This window comes from Variovorax sp. RA8, assembly GCF_901827175.1.
Classification (GTDB): domain Bacteria; phylum Pseudomonadota; class Gammaproteobacteria; order Burkholderiales; family Burkholderiaceae_C; genus Variovorax.
Genome location: NZ_LR594662.1, coordinates 1,206,326 through 1,221,514, shown reverse-complemented (window position 1 = coordinate 1,221,514; position 15,189 = coordinate 1,206,326). Strand labels below are relative to the sequence as shown.

Here is a 15,189-nt window from a genome sequence, read left to right as displayed (position 1 = left end):
CCCTCGCCTTCCGAGTCTGCTATGGTTTTCCCCCATGCAGATGCCTCCCCGCCTCACCCACGATGCCGCGCTCTTCCTCGACTTCGACGGCACGCTGGTGGCGATCGCCGAGACCCCCGAGGCGATCGAGGTGCCCAGCGCACTGGTCCCGCTGCTCAGCGACCTGTCCGACCTGCTGGGCGGCGCGCTGGCGGTGGTGTCCGGCCGGCAGATCGACGTGCTCGACCGCTTCCTCGCGCCGCTGCGCCTGCCGGCCGCCGGCGAGCACGGCGTGCAGCGCCGCGATGCCGAAGGGGACATGCAGGAGCAGCGCCCGCCCGATCTGACCGAGGTGCTGGACACCGCCAACGAACTGGCCCGCGTCTACGAGGGCCTGCTGGTGGAGCGCAAGCACGCGGCGATCGCGCTGCACTACCGGCTCGCGCCCCAACTCGAGGCGGTGTGCCGGGACGCGCTGCTGCGCACCATCACCGACCAGCCGCAGCTGGAGCTGATGCACGGCAAGTTCGTGTTCGAGGTCAAGCCTGCCGGCACCAACAAGGGAACCGCGATCGACGCCTTCATGCGGGAGGCGCCGTTTGCCGGACGCACACCGGTCTTCGCCGGGGACGACACCACCGATGAGAGCGGCTTTGCCGTCGTGCAGCCGCGCGGCGGCGTGGCGATCAAGGTCGGATCGGGTCCCAGCCTGGCGCTGCACCGGCTCGATTCCCCGCTCGCCGTGTTCGAATGGCTGGTCGAGGCACGCAAACTGCTGGCCGACACGCCATCCGGCACCCAAGGAAAACCCGCATGACGAAAAACCTGCAAGAGGTCGAGACCACGGAGGAAGAACTGCAGCAGCGAAGCCGGGCCGGCGACTCGATCGCCGGCGCCGCCAGCGCCAGCGACAAGCCCGCCGCCCAACCAGAAGCCGTGACCAGGCCGGCCGCACGCGGCGGCTTCGGCCCGCCGGCCGATCCCTCGCTCAATGTCGGCGTGATCGGCAACTGCTCCTTCAGCGCGCTGATCGACGCGCGCGGCCGCGTGGTCTGGTGCTGCCTGCCACGCTTCGACGGCGAGCCGGTCTTCAATGCGCTGCTGCACACGGGCGAGGACGCGAGCGCCTGGGCCATCGAGATCGAGGACTTCGCCTCCAGCAAGCAGTGGTACGAGCCGAACACGGCCGTGCTGCGCACCCAGCTCTTCGACAGCGCCGGGCAGGGTGTGGAAATCACGGACTTCGCACCGCGCTTCTACAGCCGTTCGCGCTACTTCCGGCCGCTCACCATCGTTCGCCGGGTGAAGCCCATCCAGGGCACGCCGCGCGTGCGCGTCTCGCTGGCGCCGCGCTTCCAGTGGGGCAGCACGCCGCCGCAGATCACGCGCGGCAGCAACCACATCCGCTATGTGGGCCCGGACTTCGCGCTGCGCCTCAACATGGACGCTCCGGTTTCGCACGTGCTCTCGAGGCAGCCCTTCGTGCTGTCGCGCGAACACAACTTCGTGCTCGGCGCCGACGAGACGCTGATGGATGGCATCGCCGACACGGCGCGCCATTTCGAGCAGGAGACCATCGCCTACTGGCGCACCTGGAGCAAGCGGCTCGCCATCCCCTTCGAATGGCAGGACGCGGTGATCCGTGCCGCCATCACGCTCAAGCTGTCCCTCTACGAGGACACGGGCGCCATCGTGGCCGCCATGACCACCAGCATCCCCGAGGCGCCGGGCAGCCAGCGCAACTGGGACTACCGCTACTGCTGGCTGCGCGATGCCTTCTTCGTGGTGCGGGCGCTCAACAGCCTGTCCGAGGTCGGCACCATGGAGGACTACCTGCGCTGGCTGGCCAACGTGGTGATCGGCTCGCACGGCGAGCACATCCAGCCGCTCTACGGCATCGGCCTGGAGCGCGAGCTGCCCGAGTCCTTCGTCGAGGGCCTGACCGGGTACCGCGGCATGGGCCCGGTGCGCGTGGGCAACCAGGCGCAGGAGCATTTCCAGCACGACGTCTACGGCAACATCGTGCTGGGCGCCTCGCAGGCCTTCCACGACCACCGGCTGCTCAGCCGCGGCGGCGTGGCCGAGTTCCCGCACCTGGAGGCAGTGGGCGAGCAGGCGATCCGCGTCTACGGCACGCCCGACGCCGGCATGTGGGAGCTGCGCACGCGCGCCCGCGTGCACACCAGCTCGGCGCTGATGAGCTGGGCCGCCTGCGACCGGCTGGCCAAGGTGGCGCGCTCGCTGGGCCTGCCGGAGCGCGCGGCCTACTGGCACGGCCATTCCTCGCGGATGCGCGAGGAGATCCTCGCCAAGTCCTGGTGCGAGGAGCGCCAGGCCTTCGCCGAGAGCTTCGGCGGCCACGAGCTCGATGCGAGCATCCTGCTGATGACCGAGGTCGGGCTCATCGACGCGCGCGACCCGCGCTTCATCTCCACCGTCGAGGCGATGGAGAAATCGCTGTGCGACGGCCCCTACATGCGCCGCTACGAGGCAGCCGACGATTTCGGCAAGCCCGAAACCGCCTTCAACATCTGCACCTTCTGGCGCATCGATGCCCTGGCCAAGATCGGCCGCAAGGCCGAGGCGCGGCAGATCTTCGAAACCATGCTGGCGGCGCGCAACCCGCTGGGCCTGCTGTCGGAGGACACCCATCCGGTCACGGGCGAGATGTGGGGCAACTTCCCGCAGACTTACTCGATGGTGGGGATCATCAACGCGGCGGTGCGGCTGTCCGCGCCTTGGGACTCCTGCATATGACCATCACAAGCCCATGAGTCGTCTCGTCGTCGTTTCCAACCGCGTCGCCGATCCCCGCAAGCCCGCCGCCGGAGGACTCGCAGTCGCGCTGGGCGAGAGCCTGCAGCAGACCGGGGGCCTCTGGTTCGGCTGGAGCGGCAACATCGTCGAGGACGGCCCCACCGGCGAAGGCGAGCTGCGCATCCAGCAAGCCGGAAAGGTCACGCTCGCTACCATCGACCTGAGCCGCGAGGACCACGATAGCTACTACCTGGGCTACAGCAACGACGTGCTGTGGCCGGTGTTCCACGACCGGCTCGACCTGGCGAACTTCGACGCCGGCTTCATCGGCGGCTACCGGCGCGTGAACCAGCTCTTCGCACGCAAGCTGCTGCCGCTCCTGAAGAGCGACGACATCATCTGGATCCACGACTACCACCTGATTCCGCTGGCGGCCGAGCTGCGCGGCATGGGCTGCCGCCAGCGCATCGGCTTCTTCCTGCACATTCCGCTGCCGCCGCACATCATCATGGCCGCGATCCCGCAGCACGAATGGCTGATGCGCTCGCTGTTCGCCTACGACCTGATCGGCTTCCAGGCGCAGCAGGACGTGCAGCACTTCGAGCAATACGTGCGCAACGAGGCCAACGGCGAAGCCGTGGGCCGCGACCTGTACCGCGCCTATGGGCAGACGGTGCGTTGCAGCGCCTTCCCGATCGGCATCGACGTCGACGAATTCGCGGCGCTCACTCACGGCAAGGAATCGCGCGACATGTACGAGACGATGCGGCGCGAGTACTCCAGCCGTCGGCTGCTCCTGGGCATCGACCGGCTCGACTATTCCAAGGGCATCCCGAACCGCGTGCGCTCCTTCCGCGAGCTGCTGGCCAACTACCCCGAGAACCGCCGCAGCGCGACGCTGATCCAGATCGCCTCGCCCACCCGCGAGACGGTGGACGCCTACGCCGACATCCGGCGCGAACTCGAGGCGCTGTGCGGCGCCATCAATGGCGACTACGGCGAGCTCGACTGGATGCCCGTGCGCTACATCCACCGCATGGTGGCGCGCAAACGCGTGCCGGGCCTGTGCCGGGCCGCGGCGGTCGGGCTGGTGACGCCGCTGCGCGACGGCATGAACCTGGTGGCCAAGGAATACATCGCGGCGCAGGACCCGGCCGATCCGGGCGTGCTGGTGCTGTCGCGCTTCGCGGGGGCCGCCGAGCAGTTGAGGGAAGCGCTGCTGGTCAATCCCTACGACACCCACGGCACCGCCGAGACCGTGCAGCAGGCGCTGCAGATGCCGCTGGAGGAGCGCCGGGAGCGCCACCAGAAGCTGCTGTCGCGCATCCGCGCGCAGGACGTGCACTGGTGGCGGCGCACCTTCCTCGACGCACTGCGCGAAGCAGAGAGCGTGCGCTAGGCTCAGGCGAGCAGCAGGCGCAGCAACCGCGTCACCGGGGAAGGGCGCAGCGCCGTGCCCGGCGCCGGCTGCGGCAGGCCGCAAATCCGCGCTGGCGCCGGCGCCAGCGCATCGACTTCGACCCAGCCCCCACGCTCGGCGACATAGGCCTCTCCCTCCTCGAACTCGTTCTTCACGCTGAACGCGGTCTCGCCGAACCATGACGGCGGCGAAATGATCCGTACGCGGCCTTCCAGCACCATCAGCGCGGTGCCGGCATCGAGGGCGACGCGCAGCGACTGCCCGGGAAGGAGCCTGGTGGTGGAAGAGAAATCCGTGGAAATCATGGCCGGCCTCGGGGGAGTGGTGGATGCTGAAATCGTAGGCAGCAAGCCGCTCGACAAACAGGCACAGCCGGGGACGATCGAAGGCAGAACAGCCGCCTCCACACCGCATCTGTTATGGTGGTTTTCGCCGCTGTCTGCATCTGTTCCCGCCGCGGTCCTTCCCGCAGCATCGCCCCATGGACTCCACCCCGCTCTACCGCCAGCTGGCCGCGCACTACCTCGACGCGATCCACGCCGGCTCGCTCAAGCCGGGCGACAAGCTGCCCTCGCTGCGCCACCTGATGCGACAGCACGGCATCAGCCTGTCGACCGCGCTGCAGCTGTGCCGCTCGATGGAAAGCGAAGGCTGGGTCGAGGCGCGCGAGCGCTCGGGCTATTTCGTGCGCCGGCCGCGCCGCCTGGCGATGGCGCCGATGGACGAGCCGGCGGCCGACCGGGCGCCCGACCCGGCGCAGTACGTGGGCATCCACGCCAAGGTCTCGGACTTCGTGGCTCGGCGCCGGCAGGTGCCCGAAAAGCTCGACCTGTCCATCGCGCGCGGTGCGCCGGAGCTCTATCCCGCCGAGGCGCTGCGCAACGCGATGACGCGCCTGCTGCGCCAGCGCCCCGGCATGCTGGCGGTCGCCGCGCCGCTGAAGGGCCACCGCCCGTTCCGCGAAGTGCTCGCGCAGCGCAGCCTGCGCGTGGGCATGGCGATCTCGCCGGACGAGATCCTGGTCACCAACGGCTGCATCGAGGCGCTGAACCTCGCGCTGCGCGCGGTCGCGCAGCCGGGCGACACGGTGGCGGTGGAGTCGCCCACCTTCTACGGCCTGCTGCAGGTGCTCGAGAGCCTGGGACTGCAGGCGCTGGAGATCCCGACCAGCCCGCAGACCGGCCTCTCGATCGAGGCCCTGGACCTCGCCATCCGCACCTACGACAACATCAAGGCCGTGGTGGTGGTGCCGCACCTGCAGAACCCGCTCGGCAGCGTGATGCCCGATGCCCACAAGGCACGGCTTGCGCAGCTGTGCGCGCAGCATGCGATCCCGCTGATCGAGGACGACACCTACAGCGAACTGATCGATGCGCCGGTCCCGCCACGCGCGCTCAAGTCCTTCGACGACGCCGGCAACGTGATCCACTGCGCCTCGCTGCACAAGATCCTCGCGCCCGGCCTGCGCCTGGGCTGGATCGCGGCCGGGCGCTGGCAGGCGCGGGTGGAGATGCTCAAGTTCGCGCAGACGCGCAACAACGAGGCGCTCGCGCAGGCCGCGGCCGGCGAGTTCATGGCCACCGGCGGCTACGACCGCCATCTGCGCCATCTGCGCCAATGCCTGAAGGCCCAGCGCGAGCAGACCGCCGACACGATCGCCGGCTGCTTTCCGCCGGGCACGCGCATCAACCTGCCGCCGGGCGGGCTGCAGCTGTGGGTGGAGCTGCCCGAAAGACTGTCCTCGATGCGGGTCTTCGAAGCGGCCCTCGCCGAGCGCATCGTGGTGGCGCCCGGCACGCTGTTCTCGAACTCCTCGCGCTTCGACCACTACCTGCGCATCAACTGCGGCTGGCCCTATGGCGAGGCGGTCGATGCCGCGCTGCGGCGCCTGGGCGCCATCGCCACCGCGCTCGGCGCTAACGCAGCAGGGGCGCCAGCGTCCGGGCCAGCCAGTCGAGCATCGCCTGCACGCGCTGGGAGAGGTTGCGCCGGTTCGGATAGAGCAGCGTCACCGGCATCGGCTCAGCCGTCGCCTGCGGCATGACCTCCTCCAGCAGCCCCTGGTCGATCAGCGCCTGCAGGCCCAGCACCGGCGCCTGGATCAGGCCCAGGCCTGCGAGGCAGGCGGCTTCGTAGGCCTCGGAGCTGTTCACGGTGATCTGGCCACCCATGGGCTGGAAGCGGTAGCGCTCCCCGTCGTGGTATTCCCAGCCGGGCGCCTGGCCGCCGAGCGTGGGCGAGTAGTGGACCAGGCGATGCCCTGCCAGGTCCTCCAGCGTCCGCGGGACGCCGTGCGCACGAAGGTAGCCGGGGCTCGCGCAGTTGATCAGCCGCAGCCGCCCCAGCGGACGCGCCACCAGCCCCGAATCGCGCAACGGGCCGATGCGCAGGACGCAATCGAAGCCCTCGTGCACCGGGTCCACCAGCCGGTCGGTGGTGCTGAGCTCCAGCGCCAGCTGCGGATGCGCGGCAAAAAACTCGGGCAGCCGCGGGATCACGATGCGGCGCGCGAGGCCCACCGGCAGGTCCACGCGCAGCCGCCCTCGCAGGGCACTGGGCGCCTGCTGGAACATCGATTGCAGCTCGTCCGCGTCCGCCACCAGCTCCTTCGCGCGCTCGAGGAACTGCTCGCCGTCCTGGGTCAGGCGCACGCTGCGGGTAGTCCGGTGCAGCAGCCGGGTGCCGAGCTGCCCCTCGAGCTGCTGCACGGCGGTGGAGACGCGCGCCTTGGGATGGCCCAGCTGCTCGGCGGCGCGGGTGAAGCTGGCCAGTTCAGCCACCTTGGCGAAGATGCGAAGCGTGTCGAGGTCCATGGTGAAGAGCCAATTCTCGGCTTATTGTTCTTTCTACCTGAACAGTTCTATCTTTTTCAGCTAGTTTATCCGTTCATTGTTCTTCCATACAGTTCACTTCACCGTAGCACTCTGTCAAGGAAGCGAAATGAACACCCCAACCACCAACCCCATCGCCCGCATCACCGGCGGCAGCCGCGGGCTGGGCAAGAACAGCGCGCTGAGGCTGGCCGAGCGCGGCGTCGATGTCCTGCTGACCTACCGCAGCGGCGCCGATGAGGCGCAGCAAGTGGTGCGGCAGATCGAAGACCTGGGCCGGCGCGCCGTTGCCTTGCGGATCGACGTGGCGGACAGCGCGAGCTTTGCCACCTTTGCGGCGCAGGTGAAGGCGGCCTTGAGCGAGGTCTGGCAACGCGAGCGCTTCGACTACCTGGTGAACAACGCCGGCATCGGCATTCACGCGAGCTTCGAGGAGACGACCGAGGAACAGTTCGAGGAGTTGATGAACATCCACCTCAAGGGGCCCTTCTTCCTGACCCAGAAGCTGCTGCCGCTGATCGCCGACGGCGGGCGCATCGTCAACATCTCGACCGGCCTCGCGCGCTTTACCCTCCCGGGCCATGCGGCCTACGCGGCAATGAAGGGCGGCATCGAGGTACTGACGCGCTACCTGGCCAAGGAGCTGGGTGCGCGCGGCATCGCGGTCAATGTGGTGGCACCGGGTGCCATCGAGACCGATTTCAGCGGCGGCCTGGTGCGCGACAACGCCCAGGTGAACAGCATGGTTGCCTCGCAAACCGCGCTCGGGCGCGCGGGCCAGCCGGACGACATCGGCGGTGCGATCTCCTCGCTGCTCCAGCCGGAGAACCGCTGGATCACCGGCCAGCGAATCGAGGTCTCGGGCGGGATGTTCCTCTAATCGAGCAACGCGAGGGCGGCGTAGTCGCCGACCTTGTCGCCCAGCCCGGCGGGCGCCAGCACCGCATCGCGGGTGAGCGCGACCAGCTTGCCGTCGATCTCGGCCTGCAGGCGCGGCAGCAGGAAATCGCGGTTGTGCCAGAACACGCTGCCGCCCAGGCTGATGCGTTGGAGGTCGAGCGTGGCGATCAGGTTGTAGAGCATGCGGCCCATCACCCGGCACAGCGCCTCGGTGGTGGCCAATGCCTGCGGCTCGCCGGCCGCGGCGGCGGCGAACAGCTCGGGCGGCGGCCGGCCGAAGCGGCGGGCGATGGAGTTGCCGGCGACCAGGGCCTCGACGTCCCCGACGTTGCCGCAGCCGCACAGCGCACTGTTGTCGCCGTCGGCCACGAAGCTGTGCCCCGCGTGGCCCGCATTGCCGTTCTTGCCGTGCAGGATGCGGCCGTCCACGCACAGGCCCACGCCGACGCCGGTGCTCCAGGTGACATAGGCGCAGTGGCCCATGCCTTGCAGCGCGCCCCAGGTGCGCTCGGCCTCGAGCGCGGCCACTGCGTCGTTCTCCACCCGCACCTGGCCGAAGCGCTGCCGCAGCGGCGCCTCCACCACGGCCGTCATCCAGTCGTTGGGCAGGCCGCGCGCCGGGCCCGCGATGCCGCCGCAGATGTTGGGGGTGGCGAGTTCGACCTGGCCATCGCGCAGCACGAAGGGGCCAGCCGAGGACACGCCCACGCGGTCGATCGAGGCGGCGGCGATGCCCTGCTCGGCGCAGATCTCGTCGATGAGCCGCAGGATCTGCAGCGCCACCGCATCGTTGCTGCCGGTCTTGGCGGTCGGCTCGCTGCGGCGGCCGACCAGCGGCGAGCTGCTGTCGGGCGACAGGCTCACGGCCACCTTGGTTCCGCCGATATCGACGCAGGCTCTCATGGGGTCAGATCCATCGTGCAATCAAGGCCGCGATCATGCTGAGCACCACGGTGCTCCCGATCGGCAGCTGCCACTCGCGCCCGAAGGCGCGAAATTCGAAGTCGCCGGGCAGGCGCCCGAAGCCGAAGCGCCGCAGCCATTGCGTCAGGCCGCTCATCAACAGCAGCGCGAGCACGACGACGATCAGCCAGCGAATCATGGGGGACAGTCTAGTACTAGCGCCGCGCGTTCGCGGCCCTTCGGTCTCAGGCTGCCAGCCGAAGCGCCTCGGGTTCGCCGGCGGCGGGCAGCATGATCATGCGCTGCGCAAAGGCCGCCCGCAGCGCGCTGGCGGGGCCGCCCCCCTCGCGCAGCTCGCGCGGCGTGACGCCCGCCGTATCGGAGAAGGCGCGGGTCATGTGGGCCTGGTCGGCATAGCCCTCCTCGGCCGCCACATGGGCCAGCGGCATGCCCTCGGCGATCGCGCAGGCGGCGCGCTGGAAGCGCACCAGCCGCGCATAGCCGGCGGGCGCGACGCCCAGCCAGTGGCGGAAGTCGCGCTCGAGCTGGCGCCGGCTTACCCGATGCTGGGAGGCCAGCTCGTCGACCGACAGCCCGGGCGCCTCGAGCAGCGACATCGCCGCCGCCGCCACGCGCTCGGCCTGCCAGCCCAGCGGGCGGCGCTCGCCGATGCGGGTCTCGAGCCAGCGCCCGAAGACGGCGCAGCGCTGCGGGCTCGCCGCCGCATCGATCAGCGCGCCGTGCAGGATCGCCTCCTGGTACGGGGGGACGATCTCGCGCAGCGGCAAGCGTTCGTTGCAAAGGCTGTCCCAGGGCCGGCCGAAGGCGCGCAGCAGGCCCAGCGGCGTGAGCATCGCGACCGCCATCTGCCCACGGCCCTGCGTCTGGAAGTCCACGGGGCGCGTACGCAGGGCCGAGACCATCACGCGCAGCGCGCGGCCATCGCCGGCGCTGCGGCAGTCCAGCCGCTCGTCGCAGTAGGCCGTGACCATGAAGAGCTCATGCGGCAGCCCCCGGTGCACGCCGCCTCCGAGGGCCTCGACATCGACCAGGCCCAGCGACGCCACGTGCGGCCCCGGCAGCCCGGCAGCGGCGCAGGCATGCGCAACATGGAAGCGCTTGGCGGGCGCGGCATGGATCGCGTGGATGGACATCGAGGACTCCCATGAAACATGAAGGGGAGCATCGATTGTTCGTGGCCGGGTGCGTTCCGTCCCGGGGCGCCTGTCCCGCTTTCGAGGGCCGGGGCCCGTGGCGCGGCGCGCGAGCGGGACATCTGTCCCGTGCGCGGCTCGCAGGCTAGGCGTTCAGGATCGCCAGCGCCTCGCGGTGCAGCGCGGGCGTGGCCGCGGCAACGACGCGGCCGTTCGAGGCCAGGCCCAGCGGCCGGCCCTCCCAGTCGGTGATCACGCCGCCCGCGGCCTCGATCAGGCCCGCGGGCCCGAGGTAGTCGTAGGGCTGCAGGCCGGTCTCCACCACCAGGTCGATGCTGCCGCCGGCCAGCTGGGCGTAGCTGTAGCAGTCGCCGCCGAAGCGCCGCATCGCGCAGCGCCGGCTCAGCCGGTCGAAGGCCTCCCAGTCGGCGGGTCCGAAGATGTCCGGCGAGGTGGTGAAGATCCGCGCCGCCCCGACGCTGTCGCAGGCGCTCACGCGCACCGGCTGCCCGTTGCGCTGCGCTCCGAGGCCGGCCTGCCCGACCCAGCGCTCGCCCAGCACCGGCATGTCGACCATGCCCAGCTCGACGCGGCCGCCGCGCACGAGCCCGATCAGCGTCCCCCACAGCGGTGAGCCGGTGATGAAGCTGCGCGTGCCGTCGATCGGGTCGAGCACCCAGACGTCGGCGGCGTCCACGCGCTCCGGGCCGTGCTCCTCGCCGAAGATGCCGTCGGCCGGCCGCTGCGTGGCCAGGATCTCGCGCATCGCCGTCTCGGCCGCGCGGTCCGCCATCGTGACCGGGCTTTCGTCGGCCTTCGCGATCACCTCCAACGGCGTGCGAAACAGGCGCAGCGAATGGGCGGCGGCGGCGTCGGCGAGGGCGTTGGCGATGCGCAGGGCATCCTGGGGCGAGGCAGTGGAGCTCATGGAGGAACGGGCCAAAGAAGCCGATTAGACCCGAGACGGCTGTTTGACATGCTGCCCGGGCTGGGCGAGCATGGCTTTCAAACAGCTCCAACAAGAGGCCCCCATGCCCGATCGTCGCCGGTGCCTTCGCATCGCCGCCCTCTGCCTGCTGGCCGCCATGGCGCCGCTCGCCGCCGCCACGCCCTCGGAGCAGGAACACAAGTTGATCATGGCCCTGATCGCGCGCGTCCAGGGCATGACGACGATGAAGTTCCTGCGCAACAACGAGGCACACAACGCCGCCGAGGCGGCCGAGCACATGCAGGCCAAGTACAAGCATTTCCGCAACGAGATCGTGACGGCGGAAGACTTCATCGAGCGCTGCGCCTCGCGCTCGGAAGTGACGGGCAAGCCCTACATGGTCACGCTCGCGGACGGCAAGGCGCTCGAGGCACGCGGCTTCCTGATGCAGGAGCTGCACGCGATGCGGCAGCAGGGCCGCTCGCGGACACTGCCCGAACAGCCCCTGCCCGGCCGTTGACGCGCCCGCCAGATTAGGACTGAGGCAAGGCGACTAGGCAGGCCCGTTGCCCATCGCAGACAAGAGGTCGAGCGGGTGCACCATGGCGTCGCGCACCCGCTTCGCGGTTTCGTACTGGTAGAGCGCCGAGCGCAATCGAGGCTCTGTTGCCAGGGCGCTCCACACCGCAAGGAGCTCCGAATCCGGCGGCGCCTCGCCGCGCGCGAGCCGGCACGCGAATGCAAAGCTAGCGGGCCCGCCGAGCAGGACCGCCCTTGTCGCTGCACTCAAGTACGGCGGATGCGATTCCCTCGGCGCGGAACAGCAATAGATCACGTGGGGCGGCAGCGAATGGCCATGGGGCCGGAGCCTGCAAAGCGAGGTGCCCGCGATGTGCGTCTGGCCGTGTACCGAAGCAAAGGCATAGGTGCGGTCGGGGTCGGCATGCGCGAGTCGCCGCAAGCCGCGCAGGAGCCGCGAGAAGTCGGACGTGGCAGCAGCAGGGGATGCCTTGATCTCGGCAAGAAGAACGATCTCGTCGGCGCCGTCCTGGCCGCTTCGCAGGATCGCCGCGTCCCATTCGTCCTTCGCCTTGTTCGTCTCTCCGGGGAACCCTCGCGGCGGGCGAAGGCTTTGCACGACACGGTAGCCGCCGCCGCCTTGTTCGCGGTGCCGGTTCAGCAATTCGGCGATGGCGCCTAAGGCCTGCACGGCGGCGTGCTCGGCCAGTTCACCCAGGCGGGCCGACGCGCGCCCCGACGCGGCCGCGGCATCGCTGCCCGCCGGCGGCCCCCTTCGTTCGCTCAGCCGCAGGTAGCGTTGCACGGCTTCATTGCGCAGCAATGCGCTGCCATGCGCAAGACGCTGCAGTGCCGGGCTCGAGCGGAGCCCCTCCAGCAGTGAACGCACCACCTGCTCCCCTGCCGTGATGTCCTGTGCGAGCGGTTGCCCGGTCGCCGCGGCCAGCTCTGTCCAGGCACTGTCGGCCGCGAGACGGTGCAAGCGGGCCAGCGCATCCCGCGTCGCGCCGGCGGGCATGTCGCGCAGCTTGCCGGGATGTCCGATGGCATCCGTGGCGGCACGAACCGCACGACGGTCGCTCGCGAGTTGCGAGGCCATGCGCACATACTCGCGAACTTCCGCGCTCTGCGCCTGAAGCACGAGCGCCTGGAATACCGGGTCGCCGCCTTCGGGCGCGAGCGCCCTGCGGATCAGGCCGGCAAGGGCATGCGTAAAAAAATCTTCCATGCGCGCCGGCGTTGTCGATCCGCGTTCGCGCACGGCGCGCACAGTCTCGATCGCGAAGGCAAGTGCGGCGTCCACCCCGATCGACGCGGCCGCATCGGCGTCGGCCGGCAACGGCGGCATGCGGTACCTGCGCGGCGCGGCGCGCACGGCGGCCAGGAGGACTGTGTCGAGGTGCCGCAATCGCGCCCGGGCCTCTGGTGCCCGCCTCTCCTGCATCACAGCGTATGGCTGCGGTCGCCTTCGGCGAAGCCGATCGGCTCCCAGCCCTCGCCCGCCGCGAAGCCGATCACCTTGAACAGCTCGCCCATCTCGTGCTCGTGGATCAGCCGCGCCGCCAGCGTTCGCTCGGCGAGCGAAGCCTCTTCCATTATCGGCAGGAGGCCGGCGTTGAGCAGGAACCTCGCCTGGCTGGTGTAGCCCAGCACTGCCAGGCCGGCGTCCTGCCCGGCCAGGGCGATGCCGGTGAAATCGACATGGGCGGTGATGTCCTTGGCGCCGACTTCGACCAGCGGATCGGCATCGGCCTGGTGGCCGCGGTGACACATGACGGTGCCCATGTGGCGTTGCGGGTGGTAGTACTCGGCTTCGGGAAAGCCGTAGTCGATGAAGAAGGCGGCGCCCTGTTCGAGGCGCTCCGCCAGCGTGGCGATGAAGGCACGGGCCTGCGGGTGGATCTCGGTCAGGTAGTCGTGCGCGCCGGCGATCTCCACCGGCGGACGCAGTTCGGTCGGGCGGTCGTCCCAGGCAAAACCCGCATCCTGCGCGATCACGCCGCGCTCGAACCACACCCCGCCGCGGCGCGCCAGCAGCTGGACCGGCATCGCGTCGAGCACTTCGTTGCCCACCACCACGCCGCGCATCCGCGCCGGCAGCTCGGAAAGCCATTCGACCTTGGCGGCCCACGGCGCGAGCGCCTGCTGCTGGCGCTCCCGCAAGGTGCCGGACAGGTCGACGATGCGGTAGCGCGCGACGCGTTCGCCCAGCGCCCCGAGCAGTTGCACCGCCAGGGCTCCCGAGCCGGCGCCGAACTCCCAGATCTCGTCGGTGCCGGTGCGATCCAGCGCCTCGGCCAGCTGCAGCGCCAGGGTCCGCCCGAACAGGGGCGTGAGCTCGGGCGCGGTGACGAAGTCGCTGCCCGAATCGGGCATGCGGCCGAACTTGCGGCTCGCGTTGGCGTAGTAGCCCAGGCCGGGGGCATACAAAGCCAGGGCCATGAAGCGGTCGAAGGACAGCCAGCCGCCGTCGCGCTGCAGGGCGGCGTCGATAATCCGGGTCAGGGGGTTGGCGCGCGCGGCGCCCGGCTCCTCGTTCATAAGACAGGAAATCTATCAGCATGCCCGAATCCACCCTACGCCCCGGCGTTCTCGTGACGGGCGGCGGCCGACGGCTCGGCGCCGCGGTCTGCGAAGCCTTCGCGCGCGCGGGCTGGCCGGTGTGGTGCCAGTACCGCGCCTCGCGCGAAGAGGCCGAGGCGCTGTGCGCCCGGCTGCGCGGCGAAGGGCACCGGGCCACGGCGATCGAGGCCGACATCGGCAGCGCCGCGGGGCGGCGCGCCCTGCTCGAACGCATCGAGGGCCCTGTCGGCTGCATCGTCAACAACGCCTCGGCCTTCGAGCCCGACACCGGCCTGGACTTCGACGAGGAAGCCGCCCTGCGCCAGATCGGCGTGAACCTGATCGCGCCGCTGGACTTCGCGCGCCTGCTGGCGCAACGCGCCGCCGCGGGCGACGGCATCGACCGCTGCGCGATCCACATCCTCGACCAGAAGGTCCACAACCTGAATCCGGACTACTTCTCCTACACCGTGTCCAAGCTCGCGCTGGAGCGCGCGGTGGCGCTGCAGGCGCAGTCGCTGGCACCGGCGGTGCGCGTGTGCGGCGTGGCGCCGGGCATCCTCTACCGCAGCGGGCCGCAGGACGAGGACAACTTCCAGCAGGCGGCGCGCGCCAACCTGCTGCGGCGGCCCATCGATCCGGCCGACGTGGCGCGCACCTGCGTCTTCCTCGCCGGCACGCCCAGCGTGACCGGCAGCACCCTCAGCGTGGACAACGGCCAGCACCTGGTGCCGCTGCCGCGCGACATCATGTTCGTCGTCGACGAGCTGCTGAAAGCACCCAAGTCATGAGCCCGACCTCCATCGACCCGTTGCTGAGTACCTGCAGGCGCCTCTTTCTGCGCGACTACGAGGTCTGGATCAACATCGGCGTGCACGAGTTCGAGAAGCGCGCCGAGCAGCGTGTGGTGATCAACGTCGATCTCTACGTGCCGCTGGACGTCTCCACGCCCAAGGCCGACGAGCTCGACGAGGTGGTCGACTACGACTTCATCCGCCGCACTGTCGCCACGCGTTTGTCCAAGGGGCACATCCACTTGCAGGAGACGCTGTGCGACGACATCCTCACGCAGGTGCTCATGCATCCCAAGGTGCAGGCGGCGCGGGTGTCGACCGCCAAGCCCGATGTGTATCCCGATTGCGCAGCGGTCGGGGTTGAAGTTTTCAGGAGCAAATGAATGGCTCTCCCCCAGGTTGGCTCACTTCGTGTAGCCGCCCACCCCCTCACCGGGGGCAA

Annotated in this window: 15 protein-coding genes and 1 pseudogene; 8 read left to right on the top strand and 8 right to left on the bottom strand. The window is 69.9% G+C overall.

Features of this window, described 5'->3' with window-relative positions; genetic code table 11:
* The first annotated feature begins 34 nt into the window (after positions 1 to 34).
* The 3 genes from otsB to otsA are packed head-to-tail and all read left to right on the top strand — an operon-like array spanning position 35 to position 4,135.
* Positions 35 to 796 carry a trehalose-phosphatase gene (gene otsB, locus E5P3_RS05785; protein WP_162585110.1) on the top strand — a complete coding sequence of 254 codons (762 nt, stop codon included), beginning with the start codon at positions 35 to 37 and terminating at the stop codon, positions 794 to 796.
* On the top strand, positions 793 to 2,736 hold the full coding sequence (locus tag E5P3_RS05780; RefSeq protein WP_162585109.1) for a glycoside hydrolase family 15 protein: 1,944 nt from the start codon (positions 793 to 795) through the stop codon (positions 2,734 to 2,736). Before otsB ends, E5P3_RS05780 begins: the two co-directional genes overlap by 4 nt.
* Positions 2,737 to 2,749: 13 nt before the next feature.
* Positions 2,750 to 4,135: an alpha,alpha-trehalose-phosphate synthase (UDP-forming) gene (gene otsA, locus E5P3_RS05775; protein WP_162585108.1), complete on the top strand. Its 1,386-nt coding sequence runs from the start codon at positions 2,750 to 2,752 to the stop codon at positions 4,133 to 4,135.
* Between the two features lie 2 nt (positions 4,136 to 4,137).
* Here otsA and E5P3_RS05770 read toward each other — a convergent pair whose 3' ends face one another.
* Positions 4,138 to 4,461 (bottom strand): hypothetical protein, encoded by a 324-nt coding sequence (locus E5P3_RS05770; protein WP_162585107.1) that lies wholly within the window; start codon positions 4,459 to 4,461, stop codon positions 4,138 to 4,140.
* 176 nt (positions 4,462 to 4,637) lie between these two features.
* Between E5P3_RS05770 and E5P3_RS05765 the strand changes: the two are divergent.
* Positions 4,638 to 6,068, top strand: a pseudogene (locus tag E5P3_RS05765) (aminotransferase-like domain-containing protein); the annotation flags it as partial.
* 4 nt (positions 6,069 to 6,072) lie between these two features.
* Here E5P3_RS05765 and E5P3_RS05760 read toward each other — a convergent pair.
* Positions 6,073 to 6,969, bottom strand: coding sequence for a LysR family transcriptional regulator (locus E5P3_RS05760; protein ID WP_162585106.1), 897 nt, complete (start codon positions 6,967 to 6,969; stop codon positions 6,073 to 6,075).
* 127 nt (positions 6,970 to 7,096) lie between these two features.
* Here E5P3_RS05760 and E5P3_RS05755 point away from each other — a divergent pair, with 127 nt between their 5' ends.
* Positions 7,097 to 7,867, top strand: a complete 771-nt coding sequence (locus tag E5P3_RS05755; protein ID WP_162585105.1) for an SDR family NAD(P)-dependent oxidoreductase — start codon at positions 7,097 to 7,099, stop codon at positions 7,865 to 7,867.
* Here E5P3_RS05755 and E5P3_RS05750 read toward each other — a convergent pair.
* From E5P3_RS05750 to hisN, 4 genes are all read right to left on the bottom strand, one after another.
* Positions 7,864 to 8,790 (bottom strand): ROK family protein, encoded by a 927-nt coding sequence (locus E5P3_RS05750; protein WP_162585104.1) that lies wholly within the window; start codon positions 8,788 to 8,790, stop codon positions 7,864 to 7,866. The genes E5P3_RS05755 and E5P3_RS05750 overlap by 4 nt on opposite strands.
* A gap of 4 nt (positions 8,791 to 8,794) precedes the next feature.
* On the bottom strand, positions 8,795 to 8,989 hold the full coding sequence (locus tag E5P3_RS05745) for a DUF2905 domain-containing protein (protein ID WP_068677862.1): 195 nt from the start codon (positions 8,987 to 8,989) through the stop codon (positions 8,795 to 8,797).
* 46 nt (positions 8,990 to 9,035) lie between these two features.
* Complete coding sequence (locus tag E5P3_RS05740; protein ID WP_162585103.1) at positions 9,036 to 9,944, bottom strand: helix-turn-helix transcriptional regulator; 909 nt, start codon at positions 9,942 to 9,944, stop codon at positions 9,036 to 9,038.
* A gap of 145 nt (positions 9,945 to 10,089) precedes the next feature.
* On the bottom strand, positions 10,090 to 10,872 hold the full coding sequence (gene hisN, locus E5P3_RS05735; protein ID WP_162585102.1) for a histidinol-phosphatase: 783 nt from the start codon (positions 10,870 to 10,872) through the stop codon (positions 10,090 to 10,092).
* 103 nt (positions 10,873 to 10,975) lie between these two features.
* On the opposite strand from hisN, the gene E5P3_RS05730 reads away from it, so the two are divergent.
* On the top strand, positions 10,976 to 11,392 hold the full coding sequence (locus tag E5P3_RS05730) for a DUF5329 family protein (protein ID WP_162585101.1): 417 nt from the start codon (positions 10,976 to 10,978) through the stop codon (positions 11,390 to 11,392).
* Between the two features lie 33 nt (positions 11,393 to 11,425).
* Here the strand turns inward: E5P3_RS05730 and E5P3_RS05725 are convergent, their stop codons facing one another.
* Positions 11,426 to 12,739: a hypothetical protein gene (locus tag E5P3_RS05725; RefSeq protein WP_232072990.1), complete on the bottom strand. Its 1,314-nt coding sequence runs from the start codon at positions 12,737 to 12,739 to the stop codon at positions 11,426 to 11,428.
* A 95-nt stretch (positions 12,740 to 12,834) separates the two neighbouring features.
* Positions 12,835 to 13,932, bottom strand: coding sequence for a class I SAM-dependent methyltransferase (locus E5P3_RS05720; protein WP_162585099.1), 1,098 nt, complete (start codon positions 13,930 to 13,932; stop codon positions 12,835 to 12,837).
* A 20-nt stretch (positions 13,933 to 13,952) separates the two neighbouring features.
* On the opposite strand from E5P3_RS05720, the gene E5P3_RS05715 reads away from it, so the two are divergent.
* Both E5P3_RS05715 and E5P3_RS05710 read left to right on the top strand, forming a co-directional pair.
* On the top strand, positions 13,953 to 14,744 hold the full coding sequence (locus tag E5P3_RS05715) for an SDR family oxidoreductase (protein WP_162585098.1): 792 nt from the start codon (positions 13,953 to 13,955) through the stop codon (positions 14,742 to 14,744).
* On the top strand, positions 14,741 to 15,130 hold the full coding sequence (locus E5P3_RS05710) for a dihydroneopterin aldolase (RefSeq protein ID WP_162585097.1): 390 nt from the start codon (positions 14,741 to 14,743) through the stop codon (positions 15,128 to 15,130). The genes E5P3_RS05715 and E5P3_RS05710 overlap by 4 nt, the downstream gene beginning before the upstream one ends.
* Positions 15,131 to 15,189: the final 59 nt, after the last annotated feature.